Here is a 19,895-nt window from a genome sequence, read left to right as displayed (position 1 = left end):
AATGAACCTCGGATCATTGCCTACGACACAGCCTCTTCGTGCAGGCATTCGCCGCATCTTCATGTGATGGGCACCCGGCCCCTGTGTGGATCGGGGTGATGGATCAGCGGCCCCCGAGCGCAAAGTCCACCGCCGCCTGCGAATGCAGTCGCGTGGTGTCCAGCACGGGCAGCACGCTGTCCTGCGGCTGGATGAGGAGCGTGATCTCGGTGCAGCCCAGCACCACGGCCTGCGCGCCGCGCTGCGCCAGCGACTCGATGATGCGCTGGTAGGTCTTGCGGGACGCATCGCGGACCACGCCCGTGCAGAGCTCTTCGTAGATGATGCGGTGCACTTCGGCGCGGTCCGGCTCGTCCGGCACCAGCACCTGCAGGCCGTGGTCACGCGCCAGGCGATCGCGCATGAAGGGCTGCTCCATCGTGAAGCGCGTGCCCAGCAGGCCCAGCACTTGCGCCCCGGTGCGTGCGGCCTCGCGCCCCACCGGGTCGGCGATGTGCAGGAAGGGAATGGGCACCGCCGCCGCGATACGGTCTGCCACCTTGTGCATGGTGTTGGTACACAGCACCACGCAGTCCGCGCCGCCGCGGTGCAAACGCCTGGCGGCGTCCTCCAGCATGCCGGCCAGGTCGTCCCAGCGGCCTGCGTGTTGCGCCTGCTCGATGGGCCCGAAGTCGACGCTGAACATCAGCAGGCTGGCCGAGCGCAGCGGCCCCAGGCGGCTACGCACTTCCTGGTTGATGAGTTCGTAGTATTCGGCGCTGGATTCCCAGCTCATGCCGCCGATGAGGCCGATGGTGCGGGGGCTCTCGCTGCCCTGGTGTGCGGGGGTGTTCATGCCGGCAGTGTCCACGGGCATGTGGCGGGCGTATATCATGGAATTTCAGCCGCGCCACCCTGGCGCCCCGTCTCCGAGATGCCAGACCACCCCCTCTTTGTGGATGCCAGCGCCCTGCAGGACCTGCAGGTGGCGCTGCTCAGCCGCAGGCCGTACAGCGCCAGCGACCCGGTGCGCACGCATTCCGTGGGCATGGCGCTGGAGCGCCAACGGGGCGTGCACGCGATCGGCTCCGACCGTCGGGAGGACTTCGACACCTGGCCCGGCACGCTGGCCTACACACCGCCCGGCGTGGATGTTTTTTCCGAGTCCGCGACGGGCGGCGAATACCTGGTGGTGCGCTGGAATGGCGGCGGCATGGAGCCTGCCAGGCACTTGGGCGGCACGCAGCGCCGCGTTCACTGGATGGGCCATGCGCAGGCCTTGGCGGCAGCCCGGCATCTGCGCCGCCTTGCGCTGGCGCCCGCACCCGACGCGCTGGCCATCGAACAGGCGGCCTGGGGCTTTGTGGGTTGGGCAGGCCTGAGCGAGACCGCCAGCCACGCAACGCACGCCGACCGGTCGCTGCGCCCGCTCTACGCGCGTGTGCTGGACCGCATCGCCAGCGACTACGCCCAGCCCTTGACGATTGCGCAACTGGCGCTGGCCGAGGGCAAATCTCCGCTGCGTTTCCTGCGTGAATTCACGCGGCTCGTGGGTATGACACCCCATGCCTTCATCGTCGAGACGCGCGTGCAGGCCGCCCGCGCATTGCTGCGGCGCAGCACCGAGCCGCTGGCATCCATCGCACTGGACTGCGGCTTCACGCACCAGTCGCACATGGGGACGGCGTTTCGCAAGGTGCTGGGGCAAACGCCCGGGCAGTACGCGGCAACGGCGAAGGCCACCGCCGTGCGGGGTTGACCCCGGGGTGGGGCCGGGCGCCGCTCAGCGCTGCGCCGGCGCGGACGACGGCAGCGACAGCGATGGCGAGCCGCCCGCATGCCCTGCCCCGCCCAGATTGAACTGCGCCACCGCCGACACCATGTGCTGCGCCTGCGTGCGCAGGCTGCTGGCGGCAGCGGCCATTTCTTCGACCAGGGCGGCGTTCTGCTGCGTGGTCTGGTCCAGCTGGGTCACCGCCTCGCCCACCTGCCCCACGCCCGCGGTCTGCTCGCGGCTGGCAGAGCTGATCTCGGCCACCATGTCGGCCACGCGGCGGATGGCGCCGACCACCTCCTGCATGGTGGTGCCCGCCTGGTCGGCCAGGGCAGAGCCCTGCTGCACCATGGCGCTGCTGGCGCCGATCAGTTCCTTGATCGACTTGGCCTCCGCCGCGGTGCGCTGGGCCAGGTTGCGCACTTCGGCAGCCACCACCGCAAAGCCCCGACCCTGGTCGCCGGCGCGGGCGGCTTCCACGGCGGCGTTCAGCGCCAGGATGTTGGTCTGGAAGGCGATGCCATCGATCACGCCGATGATGTCGCTGATGCGGTTGCTGCTGGCATGGATGTCCTGCATGGTGGACACCACTTGCGAGACGACCTCGCCGCCGCGCGTGGCCACCTGGCTGGCGCCCACCGCGAGCTGGTTGGCCTGGCTCGCGTTGTCTGCGTTGTGCCGTATGGTGGCGCCCAGTTGCTCCATGCTGGCGGCGGTCTGCTCCAGCGAGCTGGCCTGGCTTTCTGTGCGGCCCGACAAGTCCTGGTTGCCCTGAGCGATTTCGGTGCTGGCGGCGGAGACACTTTCGGCGCTGGTGCGCACGGTGCTCAGGCTCTCGACCAGGCGCCGGCGAAAGCCCTCCATGGCCTCGGCCAGCGTACCGATCTCGTCGCGCGAGCGCACCGACACCGCATGCGACAAGTCTCCCTGGGCCAGGTAGCCCAGCGCGGTGCTCAGTTGCTGCACCGGAGCGCCCACCAGGCGCCGCGTGACGAACACCAGCACCACCGTGAGCAGCGCCAGCGCCACCAGCACACCCAGCCACAGCCAGGTGAGCACGGTGCGCGCCTCCTGCATCATTTCGGACAGCGGCGCTTCGGCCACGATGCCCAGGTTCCAGGGCTTGTAGCGCTCCACCGCCACGAAGCGCTGCGCGGTGTCCCCCGCACCGGTGCGGCGCGGCGACCAGCTGGATTCGAACGAGCCGGTCTGCTCGATGCCCTCGAGCGACGCCAGCCAGGCCTTGGCATCGCCGTCTTTCTCGTCGAGCTTGACCGGCGCACCTGCCAGGCCGAACACATTGCCCCGCGATGGCCCCGCCGCCAGGCTGACCGAGTAGACCGCGCCGGTGGCGTAGAGCTTTTGCCCGGCCATCACGGCATTGAGCTTGGCCAGGATGGGGCCCATGTCCGAGCCGGTGAACAAGATCCCGATGGTGCGGTTGCCGTCGCGGATGGGCTCGTACACCGTCATGTAGTCGCGGCCGAACAGGTTGGCGCGGCCGATGTAGGTCTTGCCTTCGTTCATCAGCGCATAGGCAGGGTGCTTGCGGTCCAGCAGCGTCTTGTAGGCCCGCTCGCCGTCCTGCTTCTTGAGCGAGGTCGTGACGCGAATGAAGTCCTCGCCAGAGCGCGCGAAGATGGTGGCCACGCCGCCCATGCTGTCCTTGGTGAATTTGTCCACCGCCTGGAAGTCGCCGTTCAAGGGTGCGCCCTCCAACGAGAGCACCGCTTCGGGCTTGCCGTCGGCGCCCGGTGTTTCGCTCACTTCGAATTTGCCCGAGAGGCTGGACTTGAACAGTCCGAAATCGCGCTTGGCCTGCTCTTGCGCCGTTTCATCGAACGACTGCACCAGCGTGCGCACCTGGGCCGCGTACTGCACGCCGTCGTCGCGCGACAGCCGCCCGAAATCCTTCCACAAGAGCACGCTGACCAGGCCCATGGTCACCAGCAACACCACAAGCAGGCTGAGCAAGGCTGTGAGCGACAGCTTGAAAGCCACGGAATGGCGAATGTTTGATGAAATCATCTTGTGCTTTTCTGTAATTTATGCAGTGATGTGCGTCGTGGTCGCTAAAAGTACCGCATCTACTGCTAATTACAAAACCACGCACGTGCAATGGCCATTGCAGACATAGGGAAAACCCTTGTATTGATCACTGCAATGGGGCTGCCGACTGCCGGCCACACCCCGTGGCCCCAGGGCATGCAAGACACACCACTGCCGTTCGGTGTCTCGGCAGGGCCTGACAGTGCTCAGCCCAGTGGCAGTGACTGGGTGGTCTCGAACCTGCGCATACCACCCGTGACAGCGTCCCGGAACTCGAGAGACCGTGCCAGCAACTGCAGAGGTTTTGAATAATCGCCCTCGGGCGGGTCGTTGACGACGGGGTAGAACGGATCGTTGCGCAGCGGCAGCCCCAGCGCCGCCATGTGCACGCGCAACTGATGGCGTTTGCCGGTCACGGGGGACAGCCGGTAGCGCGCCCAGGGGCCGGCCACTTCCAGCACGTCGATGCGGGTCAGGCTGTTGGGCTCGCCCGGCACTTCCTGCATGCGAAAGAACTGCGGACTCTCTTCCAGGCGGCTGGCGTGTTCGAACGGGAAGGTCATGCCGGCGCGCCAGGGCGCGATGGCGTCGTAGTCCTTGGTGATCTGCCGGTCCCTGAACAGCGCCTGGTAGGCCCCCCGCGTGCGTTGCTGCACCGACAGCAGCACCAGACCCGCCGTGTCGCGGTCGATGCGGTGCAGGGGGGAGAGCTCTTGCAGGCCCAGCCGGCGCTTCAGCCGCACCAGCAGCGTGCTGTGCAGGTAGCGGCCCGATGGAGTGACCGGCATGAAGTGCGGCTTGTCGGCGACGACCAAGTGCTCATCCTGGTACAGCACGGTCTCGGAAAACGGTGGTGCGGGCTCGTCGCCCAGGCTGCGGTAGTAGTACACCCGCAGGCCGCCCTCGAAGGGCCTGTCGGGCGCCACGGTCTGCCCGCGCTCATCCACCACATCGCCAGCGTCCAGGCGACGCAGCCATTCTTCGCGCGATACAGCCTGCAGCCGTTGCGCCAGAAAGTCGAGCATGCTGCCCGCGCCCTGGCTGGGCAGCACCACGCAGCTGGCGCCCACACCGTCGCGCGGGGGCGGGGCGTAAGGGTGGCGGGGGTTGTGCATGGCGCGCATTCTAGGCGTGCAGGCGGTGCAACTGCCCCTGTAGGACAAGGGCGGCAGTTGCCATGCCGGGGACGCTGCACGGGGTGATGCGGTCTAGCATGGGGCATGGTGCAGCCCACGGGCGTCGGGCCCGCGCGGCCGGCGTGCGCAGCCGCCCCCAGTCCGCCCAGGGCGCATCACCCCTCAAGCAAAAAATTCCTCCACTACTTTCGCTGCATGCCCTCCGACTCCATCCATCCTTCTCCCGCCCGCCCGCCAGCTTCGGACACAGCTGCCCGGCGCATGGCGCGCGGCCCTTTGCAACGGGCGGCGGTCTGGGGCCTGTGGCTGCTAGGCTTGGTGCTCGCCGTGCTGGTGGTACTGGCCATCGTGGTCGCAGTGATGGACTGGAACCGCGCCAAACCATGGGTGAATGCGAAGGTGAGCGAAGCCACGGGGCGGAATTTTGCGATCGAAGGGGATCTGTCGGTCGACTGGCGCTGGCCTCAGCCGCTGGAGGACGGATGGCAGCGCTGGTTGCCCGGTGTCGCTGTCAAGGCAGACAATCTCGTGATGGACAACCCCGATGCCTTCGTTGCGCCCTTTCGGCGCGCCGATGGCAAGCCAGCGCCCGGCAAGGCCGGCCCGTCGAACAAGGACGCCGAAGCCCCGGCCCAGATGGCCCGCATCGGCAGCGCCACCGCGACGCTCAGTCTCTGGCCGCTGCTGGGCAAGCACGTGGCCATCGACACCGTGGACCTCACCGGTCCGGACATCGCACTGGCGCGCTCGGCCGACGGCAACAACAACTGGACCTTCCAGCGCAAGGATGGGCCACCGAGTGGCTGGTCGTTCGATGTGGACCGCCTGATCGTGCACCAGGGGGTCATCGCCTACGCGGACGGGATCAAAGACCTGGATGTGCGGGTCCGCCTGGACACCACCGCGCCCGAGCTGCCGCGGCAGCGCTCTGCCCCCGGCGGCCGGGCAGCCCCAGCCAACCCTGCCACGGCCAAGGCGTCGGCACCGGCCAGCGCGGCCTCGGGTACTGTCGCCCCATCGGTGGCTGCCGCATCCGCCCCGGCCAACGTGCCGTCGGGCAGCAACGCGCCCGTACCCTATGGCCTGCGGTTCGAGCTGGAAGGCCGCTACCTGAAGGCGCAGATCAAGGGCCAGGGGCGTGCAGGCCAGGTGATCAGCCTGCGCAACAAGGTGGTGAACTACCCGCTGCAGATCGACGCGAGCGCTGGCAGCGTGGTGCTGTCGGCCGAAGGCATCCTTGCCAATCCGGGCGCATTGTCGGGGCTGGACTTTCAGGTGCGGCTCAAGGCAGACAGCATGGCCGACCTGTACGAAGTGACCGGCCTGGTGCTGCCCAACACGCCGCCCTTCGAGACCGACGGACGCCTCACCGGCAGCCTGGAGCCCGAACGTGCGGTGTGGCAATACGACGGCTTCGACGGCAAGGTGGGCCAGAGCGATCTTCACGGTTCGCTCAAGTACACATCGGGCAAGCCGCGCCCGCGCCTGACCGGCACGATGACCTCCAACCAACTGAGGCTGGCGGACCTGGGCCCGACCATCGGCACCAGCAAGGCCGACAACGCCAACCGCGGCCGTGAACGGGTGGGCAAAGGCAAGGTGCTGCCGGATTCCAAGTTCGCGGCCGAGCGCTGGAACGCCATGGACATGGACATCGTGTTCAAGGGCCGCCACATCATCCGGCCCGAAAGCCTGCCGCTCGAAAACCTGAGCGTGCACGCCGTGATGGAAAACGCACAGCTCAAGCTCGCGCCGCTGACCTTCGGCGTGGCCGAGGGCAAGATCGAGTCGCAAGTGAGCATCGACGGCCGCACGCCCCCGCTCAAGGCCCAGATACGCGGCACCGTGCAGGGCCTGCAGCTGTCGGCCCTGTTCCCCAAGGTGCAGCTCATGAAAAAGAGCTTTGGCCGCATGGACGGTGCCATCGCGCTGGAGAGCACCGGCAACAGCGTGGCCGGGCTGCTGGGCCAAGGCACCGGCGAGATGCGGCTGTATGTGCGCGAGGGCACGTTGAGCAAGCAGATGCTGGACCTGGCCGCGCTGAACGTGGGCAGTATCGTGGTGGGCAAACTTTTTGGCGATACCAAGGAAGTGCACCTGCGCTGCGCGGTGGCCGACTTCACGGTGGTGGAGGGCCTGGCCACCACGCGCGTGGTGAAGATGAGCACCGACGACGCCATCATCGAGGCCACCGGCACGATCGACCTGGGCACCGAGGAGATGAACCTGCGCATCAAGCCCGAGTCGCTGGAGTGGAAGTTCTTCTCGCTGCGCTCGCCGCTGTACGTGAAGGGCACGTTCGGAAACCCTGACGTCGGCGTGGAAGCGGGCCCCCTGCTGCTGCGCGCAGGCGCTGCGGTGGTGGCAGCGGCCGTGGCCCCCGTCGCGCTGGCGCTGGTCCCGGTCACGGTGCCCGCGGCCGACGACGACACGCATTGCAAGCCGCTGCTGGACCTGGGCAAGCAGCCCGTGAAGCCTGGCCGCCAGGGCGCAGCGGGTACCGCATCGCAACCTGCGCGACAGGCGGCCAGCAAGGCGGCGCCCGCGCGCTGAGCCCACCTGCAGGCCGGGATAGGGGTTGCACGCACGGCCCTGCCCTGCGCTACAGCCACTCAACTCCTGCCCTGCTCCTGGCCAGTCTCCTGCCAGGCGGAATAATCGCGCTCTCGCGCCCAGGCGCTTACGCGTTGCCCGTTCATGAAAATTGCAAGAAACCTGTGCCTGGGGCTGCTGGCCATCATCGTGGTCGGACTGCTGCTCCCCGAGCGCATCCGCATCCCCGTCGCCGGAGCATCGGCCCGGGACTGGAACCCCCGATCATTCTGGTTCGAGCCCTGGGGCACGTCGGGGGTGCACAAGGGGATCGACATCTTCGGCAAGGTGGGCACGCCCGTGCTGAGCACCACGGATGGCATTGTTCTGTACACGGGCGAGATCTCCAAAGGCGGCAAGGTCGTGCTGGTGCTGGGGCCCCGCTGGCGGCTGCATTACTTTGCGCACCTGGATTCGATACAGACGGGGGCCTTGTCTGTGGTGGCATCCGGCAGCGCCATCGGTACGCTGGGCGCCAGCGGCAACGCGCAGGGCAAGCCGCCCCACCTGCACTACTCCATCGTGCGGATGCTGCCCGCGCCGTGGAAGGCCGATGGCTCCACGCAGGGCTACAAGAAGGCGTTTTTCATCGACCCGCACTCCTACCTGCTGGAGCGGTGAGTCTCCACGGGGCGAGTGCACAGGCGCCTCAATGAAAATCCCGGCTGCCCTGCAGCGCCTGCGCCATGCGCCCGAGCAGCGGGGTCAGGTCCTTGAAGCGCTGGGCCACCAGATGCCGCACCACCATCGGTGCCGCGCCCTGCGATGGCGATGATGCGGCCGGGCCATGGGCTTGGTCTTGGCCGGGCGCACCCTCTTGCGGCACGCTGCACTGCCAGGTGCCCTCCACCGCCAGCAACTGCGAACGCAGCAGCGCGTTGCGCCAGGCATCCACCAGCGAAGGCCACACGATCACGTTGACGGGGCCGGTCTCGTCTTCGAGCGTAACGAACATCGTGCCCTTGGCCGTGCCCGGGCGCTGGCGCACGGTGACGATACCGCAGGCCCGCACCTTGCGGCCGTGGGGCATGGCGTTCAGTTGCAGCGCACTCAGCAGCCGCCAGCGCACCAAGCGCGGGCGCAGCAGGGCCAGCGGGTGGCGACGCAACGTAAGGCCGGTGGCGGCGTAGTCGAACAGTATCTCTTCGCCTTCCGGCGCAGCGGGCAGCGCGAGCGGCGCCTCGTGCACCGGCACGTCGCGCAGCAGGGCCGGTGCCGCATGCTGGGCGGCGGCCTCCCACATCTGCTGGCGCCGGTGGCCCGACAGGCTGGCCAGTGCATCGGCCGCAGCCAGGGCCTGCAGGTCCTGCTGGCTCAGCTGCGCGCGCAGGGCCAGGTCTTCGGTGCTGGCAAAGGCGGGGCCCGCCAGGCGCGTCTGCACCAGTCGCTCGGCAGCATCCCCCTGCAGGCTTGCCACCAGGCGCAGGCCCAGTCGCACCGCGGGTTGCGGCAGGGGCGGCGCGGGCAGCCCCTTGTGGGGCTGCAGGTGCTCCAGGTCACCCTCCAGCGTGCAGTCGACCTCGCTCTGGGTCACATCGATGGGCAGCACCCGCACGCCGTGGCGGCGCGCGTCCTGCACCAGTTGCGACGCGGTGTAGAACCCCATGGGCAGCGAGTTGAGCAGGGCCGCCAGAAAGGCCGCTGGCTCGTGGCACTTGAGCCAGCTGCTGGCATAGGCCAGCAGGGCAAAGCTGTAGGCATGGCTCTCCGGAAAGCCGTATTCGCCAAAGCCCAGCATCTGCTGGAAGATGGCCTGGGCGAACTCCGTGCGGTAGCCGCGCGCCTCCATGCCGCCGACGAGCGGGCGCTCGAAGCGGTGCACCCCACCCCGGCGCTTCCATGCCGCCATGGATCGGCGCAGGTCGTCGGCCATGCCGGCGCTGAAGCCCGCGGCCACCATGGCGATCTGCATCACCTGCTCTTGAAAGATCGGCACGCCCAGCGTGCGCGCCAGGGCACTTTCCAGTTCGGGTTTTTCCAACTCCAGGGGCTCGCCACGGCGTCTGCGTTCCCGCGCCTTCAGGTACGGGTGCACCATGCCCCCCTGGATGGGGCCCGGCCGCACGATGGCGACCTCCACCACCAGGTCGTAGAACTCGCGCGGCCGAAGGCGCGGCAGCATGCTCATCTGCGCGCGGCTCTCGATCTGGAAGACGCCCACGGTGTCGGCCGCGCAGATCATGTCGTAGGTGGCCGGGTCGGCGTGCGGAATGTCCTTGAGTCCCCAGCGTTCGCCGCGCAGGGCGGCGCGCAGGTTCAGGCAGCGGCGCAATGCGCTGAGCATGCCCAGGGCCAGCACATCGACCTTGAGCAGGCCCATGTCGTCGAGGTCGTCCTTGTCCCACTGGATGACCGAGCGATCCTCCATGCTCGCAGGCTCCACCGGCACCAGCCGCGTGAGCTTGCCCTGGGTGAGCACGAAGCCGCCCACGTGCTGGCTCAGGTGTCGCGGGAATCCCTTGAGCTGCGCCGACAGCTGCAGCCAGAGCAACGCGGTGTGCCGCTGCAGTGTTGCCCCCACACCGTGGGCCAGGTCCTGCAGCCGGTCGGCGGCGATCTCCTCGTCGAACCAGTGGTGGTCCTTGGCAAACGCATCCACCAGCACGGGCGCCACGCCCAGCGCCTTGCCCACGTCGCGCAGGGCGCTGCGGGTGCGGTAGGTGGTCACCACCGCCGCAATGGCGGCGCGGTCGCGGCCGTATTTGCCGTAGATGTACTGGATGACCTCTTCGCGCCGGTCGTGCTCGAAGTCCACATCGATGTCCGGCGGCTCCTTGCGCTCCTTGCTGATGAAGCGCTCGAACAGCAGGTTGGAGTTTTCCGGCGGCACGGCGGTGATGCCCAGCATGTAGCAGACCACCGAATTCGCCGCCGAGCCGCGCCCCTGGCACAGGATGTCTCGGCTGCGTGCATAGCGCACGATGTCGTGCACCGTGAGGAAGTACATCTCGTACTGGCAGAACGTGATCAGGTCCAGCTCCTTGCGGATCTGCGCCAGCACGGCGTCGGGTGCGCCCTCCGGGTAATGACCTTGCACGCCCGACTCCACCAGCCAGGCCAGCGCCTGGCCCGGGGTCATGCCTTCGGGCACGGTCTCCAGCGGGTACTGGTACTTGATCTCGTTGAGGCTGAACGTGCAGCGCCCCGCCACGGTGAGCGTGGCCGCCAGCAGGTCCGGCGGATACAGGCCCGCCAGCCGCACGCGCCGGCGCAGGTGCCGTTCGGCGTTGGGCTGCAGCGCGAACCCGCATTCGCCCACGCTGCGGCCCAGGCGCACGGCGGTGATCACGTCCTGCAGCGGCTTGCGCGAGCGGCCATGCATGTGCACGTCGCCCGCAGCCACCAGCGGCAGGCCCAGGGCCGCGCCCGCCTGCTGCAGCGTGGCCAGCCACAGCCCATCGTTGGCGGCCAGGTGCAGCTCGGCAGCCAGCCAGACGTGGCCTTCAAAACTGGCATCAAAATGTGCCCTTGCGCTTGCCAGGCAAGCGCTGACAGCTATCAAATCAGAAGCATCAAAACGTGAACGGATCGGCGCCAGCAGCAACTCGCAGCCTTGCAACAGCGCAAAAGGGCTGCCCGGGCCGACGTGGTATTGGCCCTTGGGTGCCGCCCTGCGCGCTGCCGTGATGAACTCGCACAGATTGCCCCAGCCCTCCACATCCCGCGCCAGGGCCACCAGCCGCACATCGCCCCACAGGAACTCGCTGCCGACGATGAGGTGCAGCCCCAACTCCTCGGCCGTCCCCTTCGCCCGCACCACGCCGGCCACCGAGCATTCGTCGGTCAGTGCCAGCGCCCGGTAGCCCAGCTTGACGGCATGCTCCACCAGCTCCTGCGGGTGCGATGCACCGCGCTGGAAGCTGAAGTTGGACAGGCAATGCAACTCGGCGTAGTCCGGCAAGCCCGCAGCGCGGGTGCTGGGGGTCGCAGGCGGTTTCATGCGCGTCTCCCCATGCAGGCTGCACTATTGCAGGATGGCGGCAAGCACACCACGGCCATGTTCCCTGCTGCCCCATCAACCGAAGATGCCATGCAGGAACCAGCGGTGCGGGCGCGCTGCGGCCTGCGCGTCATCAGGCACCGGTGCCAGGCGCTCGCGGAACACCCACACCAGCCCGGCCACGTCGTTGTGCGCCACGAAGTAGTCGCGCAGGGCGAGGCCCGCCTCCGGATGTGCAGGGTTTTGCTCTTGGTCGGCAGCGGACCACCACCCCGCCTCGAAGCGGTGGGGGCCATCGAGCAGCCGCAGCCGCCCGTGGTGGCACGGCCGGTTGCCCTGCACCGCCAGACGCCGGGGCGGGTTCAGCAGCCAGGTGGGTTGCAGCAGCGCGTCGGGCGTGGCGTCCAGCGACTCGTTCTGGGCCTGCAGTGCGGCGCCCCTGCCCGCAGCGCGGACTGCCGCCGTCGCCACGCGCAGTACCTCGGCCGCAGGGCGCCACTGCTGCATGCGCTCGGGGCGGTGGTCGGCCTGCAGCACCGGGGCCAGCACCCGCTCGGGCCCCAGGCGGGCGGACAGCCGCTCGAGCAACTGGTGCAGGGCCTCGGCCGACGCGCCCGCGGCATCGCTGCCGCCGCCGCTGCGGCCATCGGGCGGCAGCAGGCTGGCGCTGCGCTGCTGCAGCGGTGCGGAGTCGAGCAGGCGCAGCGTGATCTGGTTGGCCGGCGCCGCCATGGCGGTGCGCGCCAGGTTTTCGGACAGCAGCCGCCGCAGGTGGACAGTGTCTTGCGTGGCCTGTGCGGTGCGCACCTGCAGAGCGCGCGTGGCAGGCACCGCCACTCCGTCGAGCCGGCGCAGGTCGTGCCGCCAGGCCAGCTCCAGCCCCAGGGCCCCCTGCTGGCGCGCCTGCAGCCAGCCCTGCAGCACCGTCAGGCAGCGGCTGGCACTCCACAGCAAGGCATCGGCCGACTCGGCCAGCGCGGGCAGCTCGGCGGTCAGCACGAACGCCTCCGGCAGCTCCAGCCAGCTGTGGGCCTGGGGCGCGTGGCCCAGGGCCTGGTCCAGCACCTGCAGCACGGCCGCACCAAAGCGCCGCGCCACCCCTGCGCGCGGCAGCGCCTGCAAGGAGCCCCAGGTGCGGCAACCCATGCGCTCCAGGCTGGCCACGTGAGGGCGCAGGGCCGTCAAGGTGTGCAGCGGCAGGCCCTGCGGCATGCGGGCCGGCAAGGCACGCCCCGCCAGGGCCATCCGCAGCACCGCCTGCGCAAGCAGCGCGGTGGAGCCGCAGCCCCAGACGGGCGAAGGGCCAGGCGGCTGCGGAGCCGAAGAATCTTTCGCACCCGCACCTATCGCGGCAGCACCACCTGCCGCCAGCGACCACGCCTGGCCCACCTGCGCCATCAGCGCGTCCCGCCCACCCCACAGCCGCTCGGTGGTGGAGACTTCCAGCAGCAAGGCATCGCCGTCCACCAGCGCGACCCGGGGGGTGAAGCGCAGCGCCCACCAGCCCACGGCCGTGGCGTCTGCCAGGGTGGCGGGCGCATCAGCCTCCCACCGTGGCAACGGCAGTGCGATCCAGTGCACGCCCCCTCCCCTCTGGTCCGGCAAATGGGTGCGTTGCAGCCACGCCAGCACCGGGCACCACCACCGGAGCCTGGGGTGCCACCGCCGCCATGCCGTGCGCGGCCTCGTGGACGGCACGCTGGCGCGCGGCTTGCGCTGCAAGCTCCTGGGCCAGCCGGGGGTGGCATCCGGGCAGGCACAGGCCATGCATCAGCGGAGGCCCCCTGCGTTTGAGAATCTGCACCTGCATCGCAGGGAACGGGACGCCATCGCCCTGCGCAGCGTGCTCGCGCAAAACCTGCGGGGTGGGTGCCTGCACTTGCAGCCGCAGCAAGGCTGGCGACGCCTGCGGAGCCGCCGCCACGGGCCGAAAGACCCACAAAAGCTGCTGATGCTGGGCGGCCGCCAGCTGCAGCCTGCGCAACGCGGCTGGCTGCACCTGGGGCAGCCACGCCATCACGGCCATCACATCGCGGCAGCGCAAGGCCTGCTCCGCAGCCCACAGCGCGGAAGCCCCCTCGGCCTGCACCAGACACAGCCGCTGGGCCGTCAGCCCGCGCGCCTGCAGCACCGGGCCAAAGGGCTCGTACGGTGGCGCCACGCCCACCACAGCCCCGTCGCGTGAGGCCACGGCCTGGGCCAGTGCCGGCAGCACAAGCTGCCATTCATGCCAGCCGGGCGAGGGCTGCAGCACTTCGCTCAGCGCCCCCACCGGCCATCCACCCCCGGGCAGTTGCGCGTCGAGCAATGCATAGCCCGACGGCTGCGTCAACTGCAAGCCCGCGCCCAGCGAATCCGCATGCCAGACGCCGGGGACGGCGGACGGCAGGTCGGATGCGGCCATCCGGCGGGGAATGCGCAGCGCAGACATGGGAAGGAGCGTCTTTCAACAACATCAATACTGTAAATATACACAGTATTTTGCCGCACCTCACAAAATTTCAGCAGATTATTCCGAGCGCCTTGCCTCCATCAAGGGATTCAAGGGCCTGCCCCCTGAACGGCTTGAAGCTGCTGATCCTGGCACCCCAAGGCGCCTGGAGCCGCCTCCACCCGCTTCAAGCTTTGTCGGCCACCGCAGGAGCTGCGCCATGAAAGACTGCCTCGATGTTGTAGCCGTCCGGGTCCAGCACGAAGGCCGCGAAGTAGCGTGCGTGGTACTGGGGACGCAGGCCGGGCGCGCCGTTATCGCTGCCGCCCGCAGACAGCGCCGCCTGGTGGAAGGCAACCACCTGCGCCTCGCTGTGCGCACGAAAGGCGATGTGCGAACGCGGCGTGAATGGCGGCCCTGCAGAAATCCAGAAATCCCCTCCCGGATCATCTCCGGGCTGGAGCTCCCGGGCGCCAAAGCCCACGGCATCCTCCAGCGCCAGCCGCACGCCATAGCCCAGCGTGGACAGGACGGATTCATAGAACTGCCGGCTGCGGCCGAGCTCTGACACAGTGATGCCTGTGTGGTCGATCATTGCAAACCCCTCCATAAAAGCGGATCACGAAATTCAGCGAAGCGGTTCTGGCCAGGCGCCACGTCGCAGGCAGTACAGGTAGTCGCACGGGTAGCACGACCAGGGCGCGGCAACGGCGCCAAAAGAGTCTTGTACGCCGCTCTCCGTGCATGACAAAAACGGGCCTGCCCCAATGTTGCCAAGGCCGCCCCCACCCGCTCCCACCCGCTCCCACCTGCTACAGCCTGCGGATGGCCCAGTCGCACCAGTCGGCCACGGCGGTGTCGTGTGGCGTGGCACGGTCGGCCAGTTGGGGCCAGCGGCGGTGGCAGGCGTTCAGGATGCTTTCCAGTTGCCACAGCGCTTCGCGGCCCACCAGCGCCACCTCGGCCAGGCCGATGGCATCGCCGTCGAGCTGGGCCATGAGTTCGCTTTGCTGCTGAGGGTGGGAGCCGGATTCGAGCAGGGCCTTCTGCAGCGCCAGCAGGCGGGCGTCGGCAAATGCAAATGCGCTGCCGGGCAAGGCCTTGGCACCGCCCGGCAGGGCCGCCTTGAGGCTGTCCCAGTAGGCAAAGGCCTCGGCCAGCAGCTCGATCTGGCGCGGAGCCTCGTGGCCCAAGGGCATCAGCGAGGATTCGCGCGCCACCTCTTCCTGCAGCAAGGGCAGGATGCAGGCCACCAGCGCCGCCGGAAACTTGCGGTGGTTGAGCCGGAGCACCAGCGACAGGCGCTGCGCGGGCATGTCATCGTACTTTTCGTAGAAGGCGGCCACCACCTCGGCCAGCAGCAGAATGCGCCCCAGCGGCGTGATGTCCGCACCCGCCAGGCCCCGCGGATAGCCGCTGCCGTCCATGCGCTCGTGGTGCTCCAGCACGGCCACCTCCGCGGCTTTGGGGTAGGCGCCGGTGTCACGGACCATGAGCATGGCGGTGATGGGGTGCGCCACCAGGTGCTTGCGCTGCACGCCCACCACCTTGTGGTCCGGATCGCTCCAGGCCGGGTCCATGTGCAGCACCCCCAGGTCGTGCAGCAGGGCCGCAGCCGCCAGGGTGGCGCAATCGCGCTCGCCCAGGCCGGTCTTCAAGCCCAGGAACAGCGCCACGGTCATCATCTGCAGGCCGTGCTGGAACAGCTCCGGGCGCTGCTCGCGCATGACCGTGAGCTTGCAGGCCATGGAGGGCGGCAGCGGCACCGAGCGCAGCGGCGAGAGCAGCCGCGCGCCCGAACCCAGGGCCTGGGCCAGCATGTTGGGCAGGGGCTCCTGCTCGATCAAGGCCTGGCCCGCGGCCATCAAGGCCGCCACATCCACAGGGTTCTCCACGGACAGATGCCGGTCGATGGGCTCGCGCAGCTTGTGCTGAACGAGCCGGTCGTACAGGCGGCTGTCGATGCGCGCTCCCTTGTCCACCAGCTTGATGCCGTTGTCGGTGTAGATGGCGGCATCGGCCACCACGGTACGCCGGTCGGCCATCTCGGTCAGGGCGCGCAGGTAATGGGGGCTGTCTGCCGTATCGATATCGGCCGGTACGGAAATGTCGGTCATGCAAAGGACACAAATGGTGGCCTTCGAATATAAGACCTTCGCCCACCTGCACAGCCCGCAAGGGATACCCCAGCCCTGCCGGGGCTTGAGCTATATCAAGGGGGAATGGCGCAGTGGAAGACCGGGGTTTGCACAGGGCTTGCGCCGGTCGGCGCGGCACGGGTGCGGGATCTTCTGTACGATGGCACTGTCCCGAAATCGCATAAGGGGTTTCCAGCATAAAACCCCTGCAGAAGCCATCGCCAGCCCTATGGCATGGGTAAACCCTCAAAAGTTCCCGATGGATTGTTTCCAATACTGGAACAGTTAGTTCGCGACTCGGTGGTTTTTCTTCCGCCTTCATCCGCGTACAGTTCAACCCATCGATGAGCCGAACCCGCAAGGCGACTCACCGAACCCGGCAGGAAGCACCGACCTGTTTGTCTTCCCTCCGGTTTTTTTGAGACGCTCATTTAATTCAAGGACTTTCATCATGAACAACACCGCACGCTTCCTCTCCATCGCCGCTGTCGCTGCCTTCGCTTCCTTTGGCGCCCAAGCCGACGAAGCCGACGCTTCGCAATATGTGTCCAAGTTCGAAACCAACCGCACCCGCGCCGAAGTGGCGGCAGAAGCTTCGAGCGTTGCCCAGACCCGCAGCATCGAGCCCGCTGGTTCGCGCGTCGTGACCTACAAGTCCACGGCCGACCGCGCTGCGGTGCGTGCCCAGGCTGCCGACGCTGTGCGCACCGGCCAGATCCCTTCGGGTGAGCAAGGCTGATCTGAATCCGACGGATTCAGCTTCCTGACTCTCTCCATAAAAAACCTGACTTCTAAAAAATACACTGGACTTTCATCATGAACAAGACTGCACGTTTCCTCTCCATCGCCGCTGTGTCCGCTTTCGCTGCCTTCGGCGCCCACGCTGACGAAGCCGATGCTTCGCAATTCGCTACCAAGTTCGAAACGAACCGCACCCGCGCTGAAGTGGCTGCCGAAGCCTCCACCGTTGCCCAGACCCGCAGCATCGAGCCTGCTGGTTCGCGCGTGGTGACCTACAAGTCCACGGCCGACCGCGCTGCCGTGCGTGCCCAGGCTGCTGAAGCCGTGCGCACCGGCACGATCCCTTCGGGCGAAATCAGCGCGATGTAATTCGGCTGACGGCCATCAAAAACGGGCTCCATTCGGAGCCCGTTTTTTTTGGCGCCGCACCTGCGGCGACCGGATGTTTTCCAGGGCAGCGCTGCGTTGAGCGAAGCCTTGCGATCACACCATCAAGCGATCAACGTCACACCCGTCTTGGCCTGCAGCGCCTCGAAGGTCACGCCCGGTGCCAGTTCGACCACCTTGAGCCCCTCGGGCGTCACATCCAGCACGGCCAGGTCGGTGATGATGCGGTCCACCACGCCCACGCCGGTCAATGGCAGCGTGCAGGCGGGCAGGATCTTGAGGTCTTCGGTGCCATCCTTCTTCTTGGCCACATGCTCCATGAGCACGATCACGCGCTTGACGCCGGCCACCAGGTCCATCGCGCCGCCCATGCCCTTGACCATCTTGCCGGGGATCATCCAGTTGGCCAGGTCGCCCTTTTCGCTGACCTGCATCGCGCCCAGGATGGACAGGTTGATCTTGCCGCCGCGGATCATGGCGAACGACTGGTCGCTGCCGAAAATGGACGAGCCCTTGATCGTCGTCACGGTCTGCTTGCCAGCGTTGATGAGGTCCGGGTCCACCTTGTCGTCCGTCGGGAAGGGGCCGATGCCCAGCATGCCGTTTTCGGACTGCAGCCACACTTCCTTGTCGCCCGTGAAGTTGGCCACCAGCGTGGGAATGCCGATGCCCAGGTTCACATAGAAGCCGTCTTCGAGTTCTTGGGCCGCGCGGGCGGCCATCTGGTCTTGGGTCCAGGGCATGGTCAGGCTCCTTCTTTCTTTTCCGTGATCGTGCGCTTCTCGATGCGCTTTTCCGGGTTGGCATTGAGCACGATGCGGTGCACGTAGATGCCGGGCAGGTGGATGTCGTCGGGGGCCAGTTCGCCCACTTCCACGATCTTTTCCACCTCGACGATGCAGACCTTGCCGGCAGTGGCGGCTGCGGGGTTGAAGTTGCGCGCGGTGAGGTTGAAGCGCAGGTTGCCCGACTTGTCGGCCACGTCGGCCTTGACCAGGGAGACCTCGGGCACCAGGGCGCGCTCCATCACATAGGTTTCGCCATCGAACTCGCGCAGTTCCTTGCCGTCGGCCACGATAGTGCCCACGCCCGTTTTGGTGAAAAAGGCCGGAATGCCCGCGCCGCCCGCGCGCAGCTTTTCGGCCAGCGTGCCCTGGGGCGTGAATTCCAGTTCCAGCTCGCCGGCCAGGTACTGGCGCTCGAACTCCTTGTTCTCGCCCACGTACGACGAGATCATCTTCTTGATCTGGCGCGTCTCGAGCAGCTTGCCCAGGCCGAAGCCGTCCACGCCAGCGTTGTTGGAGATCACGGTGAGGTTCTTCGCGCCCGAATCGCGCAGCGCGTCGATCAAGGCCTCTGGAATACCGCACAAACCGAAGCCGCCAACGGCCATGAGCTGACCGTCTGCCACGACGCCCTGCAGGGCTTCGGCGGCCGAGGGGAATATCTTGTTCACCACGATCTCCTTATGAATTGGGATGCGCTACGATACTACGTATCTGCATAAGTAGTTTCTCGTAAAGACTTGTACCATGGACGTTGATTACCGGCTGGCTTTCGACATGGCGCCCGTGGGCCTGGTGCTGTCGCGCAACCGCACCATGGTGGACTGCAACCGGCATGTCTGCGAGATGTTCGGCGCCTCGCGCGAGGTGCTGATCGGCCAGTCGTTCCAGGTGCTGTACCCCAGCGCCGACGAATACGAACGCCTGGGCGCGCACATGGAGCCCATCCTGAACGCCAAGGGCCACTACGCTGACAACCGCATCATGAAGCGCGCCAACGGCGAGGTCTTCTGGTGCCATGTGTCGGGCCGCGCCTTGAACCGCGCCGACCCGCATGCTTCGGGCATCTGGAGCTTCGAAGACCTGTCGGCCCAACGCCCGGTGAAGGCCGAGCTGACCGGCCGCGAGCGCGAGGTGGCCGCCCGGCTGCTCGAAGGGCTCACGTCCAAGGAGATCGGCAAGGCGCTGGAGATCAGCCACCGCACGGTGGAGATCTACCGGGCGCGGCTCATGCGCAAGTACAACGCCTCCACCGCGGCCGACCTGGTGCAGAAACTCCTCGCTGGGAGTTAACAAGCCCCCCTGAGCCGCTTCGCGTCTTCCCCCAAGGGGGACGCACCCGGTGGCCTGGCAAAGCCAGTTCCACGGGTGCACTGGCGTGGATCGCGCCAGTGGCAAAGGCCGCGTGCAGATCGCAGGACTCGGTTTTGAACCTCCTGTCCGTTACCCCTTCATGGGTCCGTCAACCACTTCGGCAGCCGTGCGGAATGCGTCCACGGCGCTGGGCAAGCCGCAATAGATGCTCGCGTGCAGCAGCAACTCCTGCAGTTCCTCGGCCGTCACACCGTTGTTGAGCGCGCCGCGCACGTGGGCCTTGAGTTCGTGCTGCTTGCCCATGGCGATCAGCATGGCCACGGTGATCATGCTGCGCGTGCGGCGGTCCAGCCCGGGCCGCTGCCACACGTCGCCCCACGCATTGCGCGTGATGAATTCCTGAATGGGCTGGGTGAACGCCGTGGCATTGCCCAGCGCGCGGTCCACGTAGTCGTCGCCCATGACCTGGCGACGGGTGGTCAGGCCTTGTTCGTAGTCCTTCGATGCGGGGGTCTGTGTCATGCGGTCTTCTCCTTCATGGTTTCGGAATGGTCGGTTCGGCAACCGATCAATGGTAGCGATGCCCACAAACACCTACGCCGCGCAAGCCATGGGCTGCGCGGCGTTGG

Annotated in this window: 17 protein-coding genes; 6 read left to right on the top strand and 11 right to left on the bottom strand. The window is 67.6% G+C overall.

Annotated features, from left to right (window positions below):
• Nucleotides 1–103: 103 nt before the first annotated feature.
• A complete protein-coding gene (locus ACSQ3D_RS08400; protein WP_436126548.1) occupies nt 104–835 on the bottom strand; it encodes an aspartate/glutamate racemase family protein in 732 nt (243 codons plus the stop codon).
• Nucleotides 836–913: 78 nt separating this feature from the next.
• Between ACSQ3D_RS08400 and ACSQ3D_RS08395 the strand changes: the two genes are divergently transcribed.
• Nucleotides 914–1,738 carry a helix-turn-helix domain-containing protein gene (locus ACSQ3D_RS08395; RefSeq protein ID WP_436126547.1) on the top strand — a complete coding sequence of 275 codons (825 nt, stop codon included), beginning with the start codon at nt 914–916 and terminating at the stop codon, nt 1,736–1,738.
• Between the two features lie 24 nt (nt 1,739–1,762).
• Here ACSQ3D_RS08395 and ACSQ3D_RS08390 read toward each other — a convergent pair whose 3' ends face one another.
• Nucleotides 1,763–3,754, bottom strand: coding sequence for a methyl-accepting chemotaxis protein (locus tag ACSQ3D_RS08390; protein ID WP_436126546.1), 1,992 nt, complete (start codon nt 3,752–3,754; stop codon nt 1,763–1,765).
• A gap of 254 nt (nt 3,755–4,008) precedes the next feature.
• Entirely contained in the window at nt 4,009–4,917 is a 909-nt protein-coding gene (locus ACSQ3D_RS08385) for a pseudouridine synthase (RefSeq protein ID WP_436126545.1), read from the bottom strand.
• 216 nt (nt 4,918–5,133) lie between these two features.
• Between ACSQ3D_RS08385 and ACSQ3D_RS08380 the strand changes: the two genes are divergently transcribed.
• Together ACSQ3D_RS08380 and ACSQ3D_RS08375 are read left to right on the top strand one after the other, a co-directional pair.
• Nucleotides 5,134–7,491 carry an AsmA family protein gene (locus ACSQ3D_RS08380; protein WP_436126544.1) on the top strand — a complete coding sequence of 786 codons (2,358 nt, stop codon included), beginning with the start codon at nt 5,134–5,136 and terminating at the stop codon, nt 7,489–7,491.
• Nucleotides 7,492–7,635: 144 nt separating this feature from the next.
• Complete coding sequence (locus ACSQ3D_RS08375) at nt 7,636–8,151, top strand: M23 family metallopeptidase (protein ID WP_436126543.1); 516 nt, start codon at nt 7,636–7,638, stop codon at nt 8,149–8,151.
• 28 nt (nt 8,152–8,179) lie between these two features.
• On the opposite strand, the gene ACSQ3D_RS08370 is transcribed toward ACSQ3D_RS08375, so the two are convergent.
• The 5 genes from ACSQ3D_RS08370 to ACSQ3D_RS08350 all read right to left on the bottom strand — a co-directional run bounded on the left by ACSQ3D_RS08370 (nt 8,180) and on the right by ACSQ3D_RS08350 (nt 16,018).
• A complete protein-coding gene (locus tag ACSQ3D_RS08370) occupies nt 8,180–11,470 on the bottom strand; it encodes an error-prone DNA polymerase (RefSeq protein ID WP_436126542.1) in 3,291 nt (1,096 codons plus the stop codon).
• Between the two features lie 75 nt (nt 11,471–11,545).
• Entirely contained in the window at nt 11,546–13,051 is a 1,506-nt protein-coding gene (locus ACSQ3D_RS08365) for a Y-family DNA polymerase (RefSeq protein ID WP_436126541.1), read from the bottom strand.
• Nucleotides 13,011–13,901, bottom strand: coding sequence for a translesion DNA synthesis-associated protein ImuA (gene imuA / locus ACSQ3D_RS08360; RefSeq protein WP_436126540.1), 891 nt, complete (start codon nt 13,899–13,901; stop codon nt 13,011–13,013). Before imuA ends, ACSQ3D_RS08365 begins: the two co-directional genes overlap by 41 nt.
• A gap of 187 nt (nt 13,902–14,088) precedes the next feature.
• Nucleotides 14,089–14,496, bottom strand: coding sequence for a VOC family protein (locus ACSQ3D_RS08355; protein ID WP_436126539.1), 408 nt, complete (start codon nt 14,494–14,496; stop codon nt 14,089–14,091).
• A gap of 217 nt (nt 14,497–14,713) precedes the next feature.
• A complete protein-coding gene (locus tag ACSQ3D_RS08350) occupies nt 14,714–16,018 on the bottom strand; it encodes an HD-GYP domain-containing protein (RefSeq protein ID WP_396505371.1) in 1,305 nt (434 codons plus the stop codon).
• A gap of 472 nt (nt 16,019–16,490) precedes the next feature.
• Here ACSQ3D_RS08350 and ACSQ3D_RS08345 point away from each other — a divergent pair, with 472 nt between their 5' ends.
• Together ACSQ3D_RS08345 and ACSQ3D_RS08340 are read left to right on the top strand one after the other, a co-directional pair.
• Nucleotides 16,491–16,778, top strand: coding sequence for a hypothetical protein (locus tag ACSQ3D_RS08345; RefSeq protein ID WP_056168637.1), 288 nt, complete (start codon nt 16,491–16,493; stop codon nt 16,776–16,778).
• A gap of 77 nt (nt 16,779–16,855) precedes the next feature.
• Nucleotides 16,856–17,149 carry a DUF4148 domain-containing protein gene (locus ACSQ3D_RS08340; RefSeq protein ID WP_396505370.1) on the top strand — a complete coding sequence of 98 codons (294 nt, stop codon included), beginning with the start codon at nt 16,856–16,858 and terminating at the stop codon, nt 17,147–17,149.
• A gap of 122 nt (nt 17,150–17,271) precedes the next feature.
• Here the strand turns inward: ACSQ3D_RS08340 and ACSQ3D_RS08335 are convergent, their stop codons facing one another.
• Together ACSQ3D_RS08335 and ACSQ3D_RS08330 are read right to left on the bottom strand one after the other, a co-directional pair.
• The gene (locus ACSQ3D_RS08335; protein WP_056412384.1) at nt 17,272–17,910 is read right to left on the bottom strand and encodes a 3-oxoacid CoA-transferase subunit B; all 639 of its coding nucleotides are present in this window, start codon (nt 17,908–17,910) and stop codon (nt 17,272–17,274) included.
• 2 nt (nt 17,911–17,912) lie between these two features.
• Complete coding sequence (locus ACSQ3D_RS08330; protein ID WP_056412733.1) at nt 17,913–18,623, bottom strand: CoA transferase subunit A; 711 nt, start codon at nt 18,621–18,623, stop codon at nt 17,913–17,915.
• A gap of 76 nt (nt 18,624–18,699) precedes the next feature.
• Here ACSQ3D_RS08330 and ACSQ3D_RS08325 point away from each other — a divergent pair, with 76 nt between their 5' ends.
• Nucleotides 18,700–19,245 carry a PAS and helix-turn-helix domain-containing protein gene (locus ACSQ3D_RS08325; RefSeq protein WP_056168618.1) on the top strand — a complete coding sequence of 182 codons (546 nt, stop codon included), beginning with the start codon at nt 18,700–18,702 and terminating at the stop codon, nt 19,243–19,245.
• A gap of 150 nt (nt 19,246–19,395) precedes the next feature.
• Here the strand turns inward: ACSQ3D_RS08325 and pcaC are convergent, their stop codons facing one another.
• Nucleotides 19,396–19,788 carry a 4-carboxymuconolactone decarboxylase gene (gene pcaC, locus ACSQ3D_RS08320; protein WP_436126538.1) on the bottom strand — a complete coding sequence of 131 codons (393 nt, stop codon included), beginning with the start codon at nt 19,786–19,788 and terminating at the stop codon, nt 19,396–19,398.
• Nucleotides 19,789–19,895 lie beyond the last annotated feature (107 nt).

The sequence above is a fragment of the Acidovorax sp. LjRoot117 genome (genome assembly GCF_964252695.1).
In the GTDB taxonomy this organism is placed as follows: domain Bacteria; phylum Pseudomonadota; class Gammaproteobacteria; order Burkholderiales; family Burkholderiaceae_C; genus Acidovorax.
Note: the sequence above shows the minus strand (reverse complement) of the source record. Positions and strands in the feature narration are given on the sequence as shown.

Coding starts and splice junctions, on each gene's coding strand:
- ACSQ3D_RS08385 (WP_436126545.1), bottom strand. CDS start 4,917: ATGCACAACCCCCGCCACCCTTACGCCCCGCCCCCGCGCGACGGTGTG.
- ACSQ3D_RS08400 (WP_436126548.1), bottom strand. CDS start 835: ATGAACACCCCCGCACACCAGGGCAGCGAGAGCCCCCGCACCATCGGC.
- ACSQ3D_RS08350 (WP_396505371.1), bottom strand. CDS start 16,018: ATGACCGACATTTCCGTACCGGCCGATATCGATACGGCAGACAGCCCC.
- ACSQ3D_RS08355 (WP_436126539.1), bottom strand. CDS start 14,496: ATGATCGACCACACAGGCATCACTGTGTCAGAGCTCGGCCGCAGCCGG.
- imuA (WP_436126540.1), bottom strand. CDS start 13,901: ATGTCTGCGCTGCGCATTCCCCGCCGGATGGCCGCATCCGACCTGCCG.
- ACSQ3D_RS08370 (WP_436126542.1), bottom strand. CDS start 11,470: ATGAAACCGCCTGCGACCCCCAGCACCCGCGCTGCGGGCTTGCCGGAC.
- ACSQ3D_RS08340 (WP_396505370.1), top strand. CDS start 16,856: ATGAACAAGACTGCACGTTTCCTCTCCATCGCCGCTGTGTCCGCTTTC.
- ACSQ3D_RS08335 (WP_056412384.1), bottom strand. CDS start 17,910: ATGCCCTGGACCCAAGACCAGATGGCCGCCCGCGCGGCCCAAGAACTC.
- pcaC (WP_436126538.1), bottom strand. CDS start 19,788: ATGACACAGACCCCCGCATCGAAGGACTACGAACAAGGCCTGACCACC.
- ACSQ3D_RS08375 (WP_436126543.1), top strand. CDS start 7,636: ATGAAAATTGCAAGAAACCTGTGCCTGGGGCTGCTGGCCATCATCGTG.
- ACSQ3D_RS08395 (WP_436126547.1), top strand. CDS start 914: ATGCCAGACCACCCCCTCTTTGTGGATGCCAGCGCCCTGCAGGACCTG.
- ACSQ3D_RS08325 (WP_056168618.1), top strand. CDS start 18,700: ATGGACGTTGATTACCGGCTGGCTTTCGACATGGCGCCCGTGGGCCTG.
- ACSQ3D_RS08345 (WP_056168637.1), top strand. CDS start 16,491: ATGAACAACACCGCACGCTTCCTCTCCATCGCCGCTGTCGCTGCCTTC.
- ACSQ3D_RS08380 (WP_436126544.1), top strand. CDS start 5,134: ATGCCCTCCGACTCCATCCATCCTTCTCCCGCCCGCCCGCCAGCTTCG.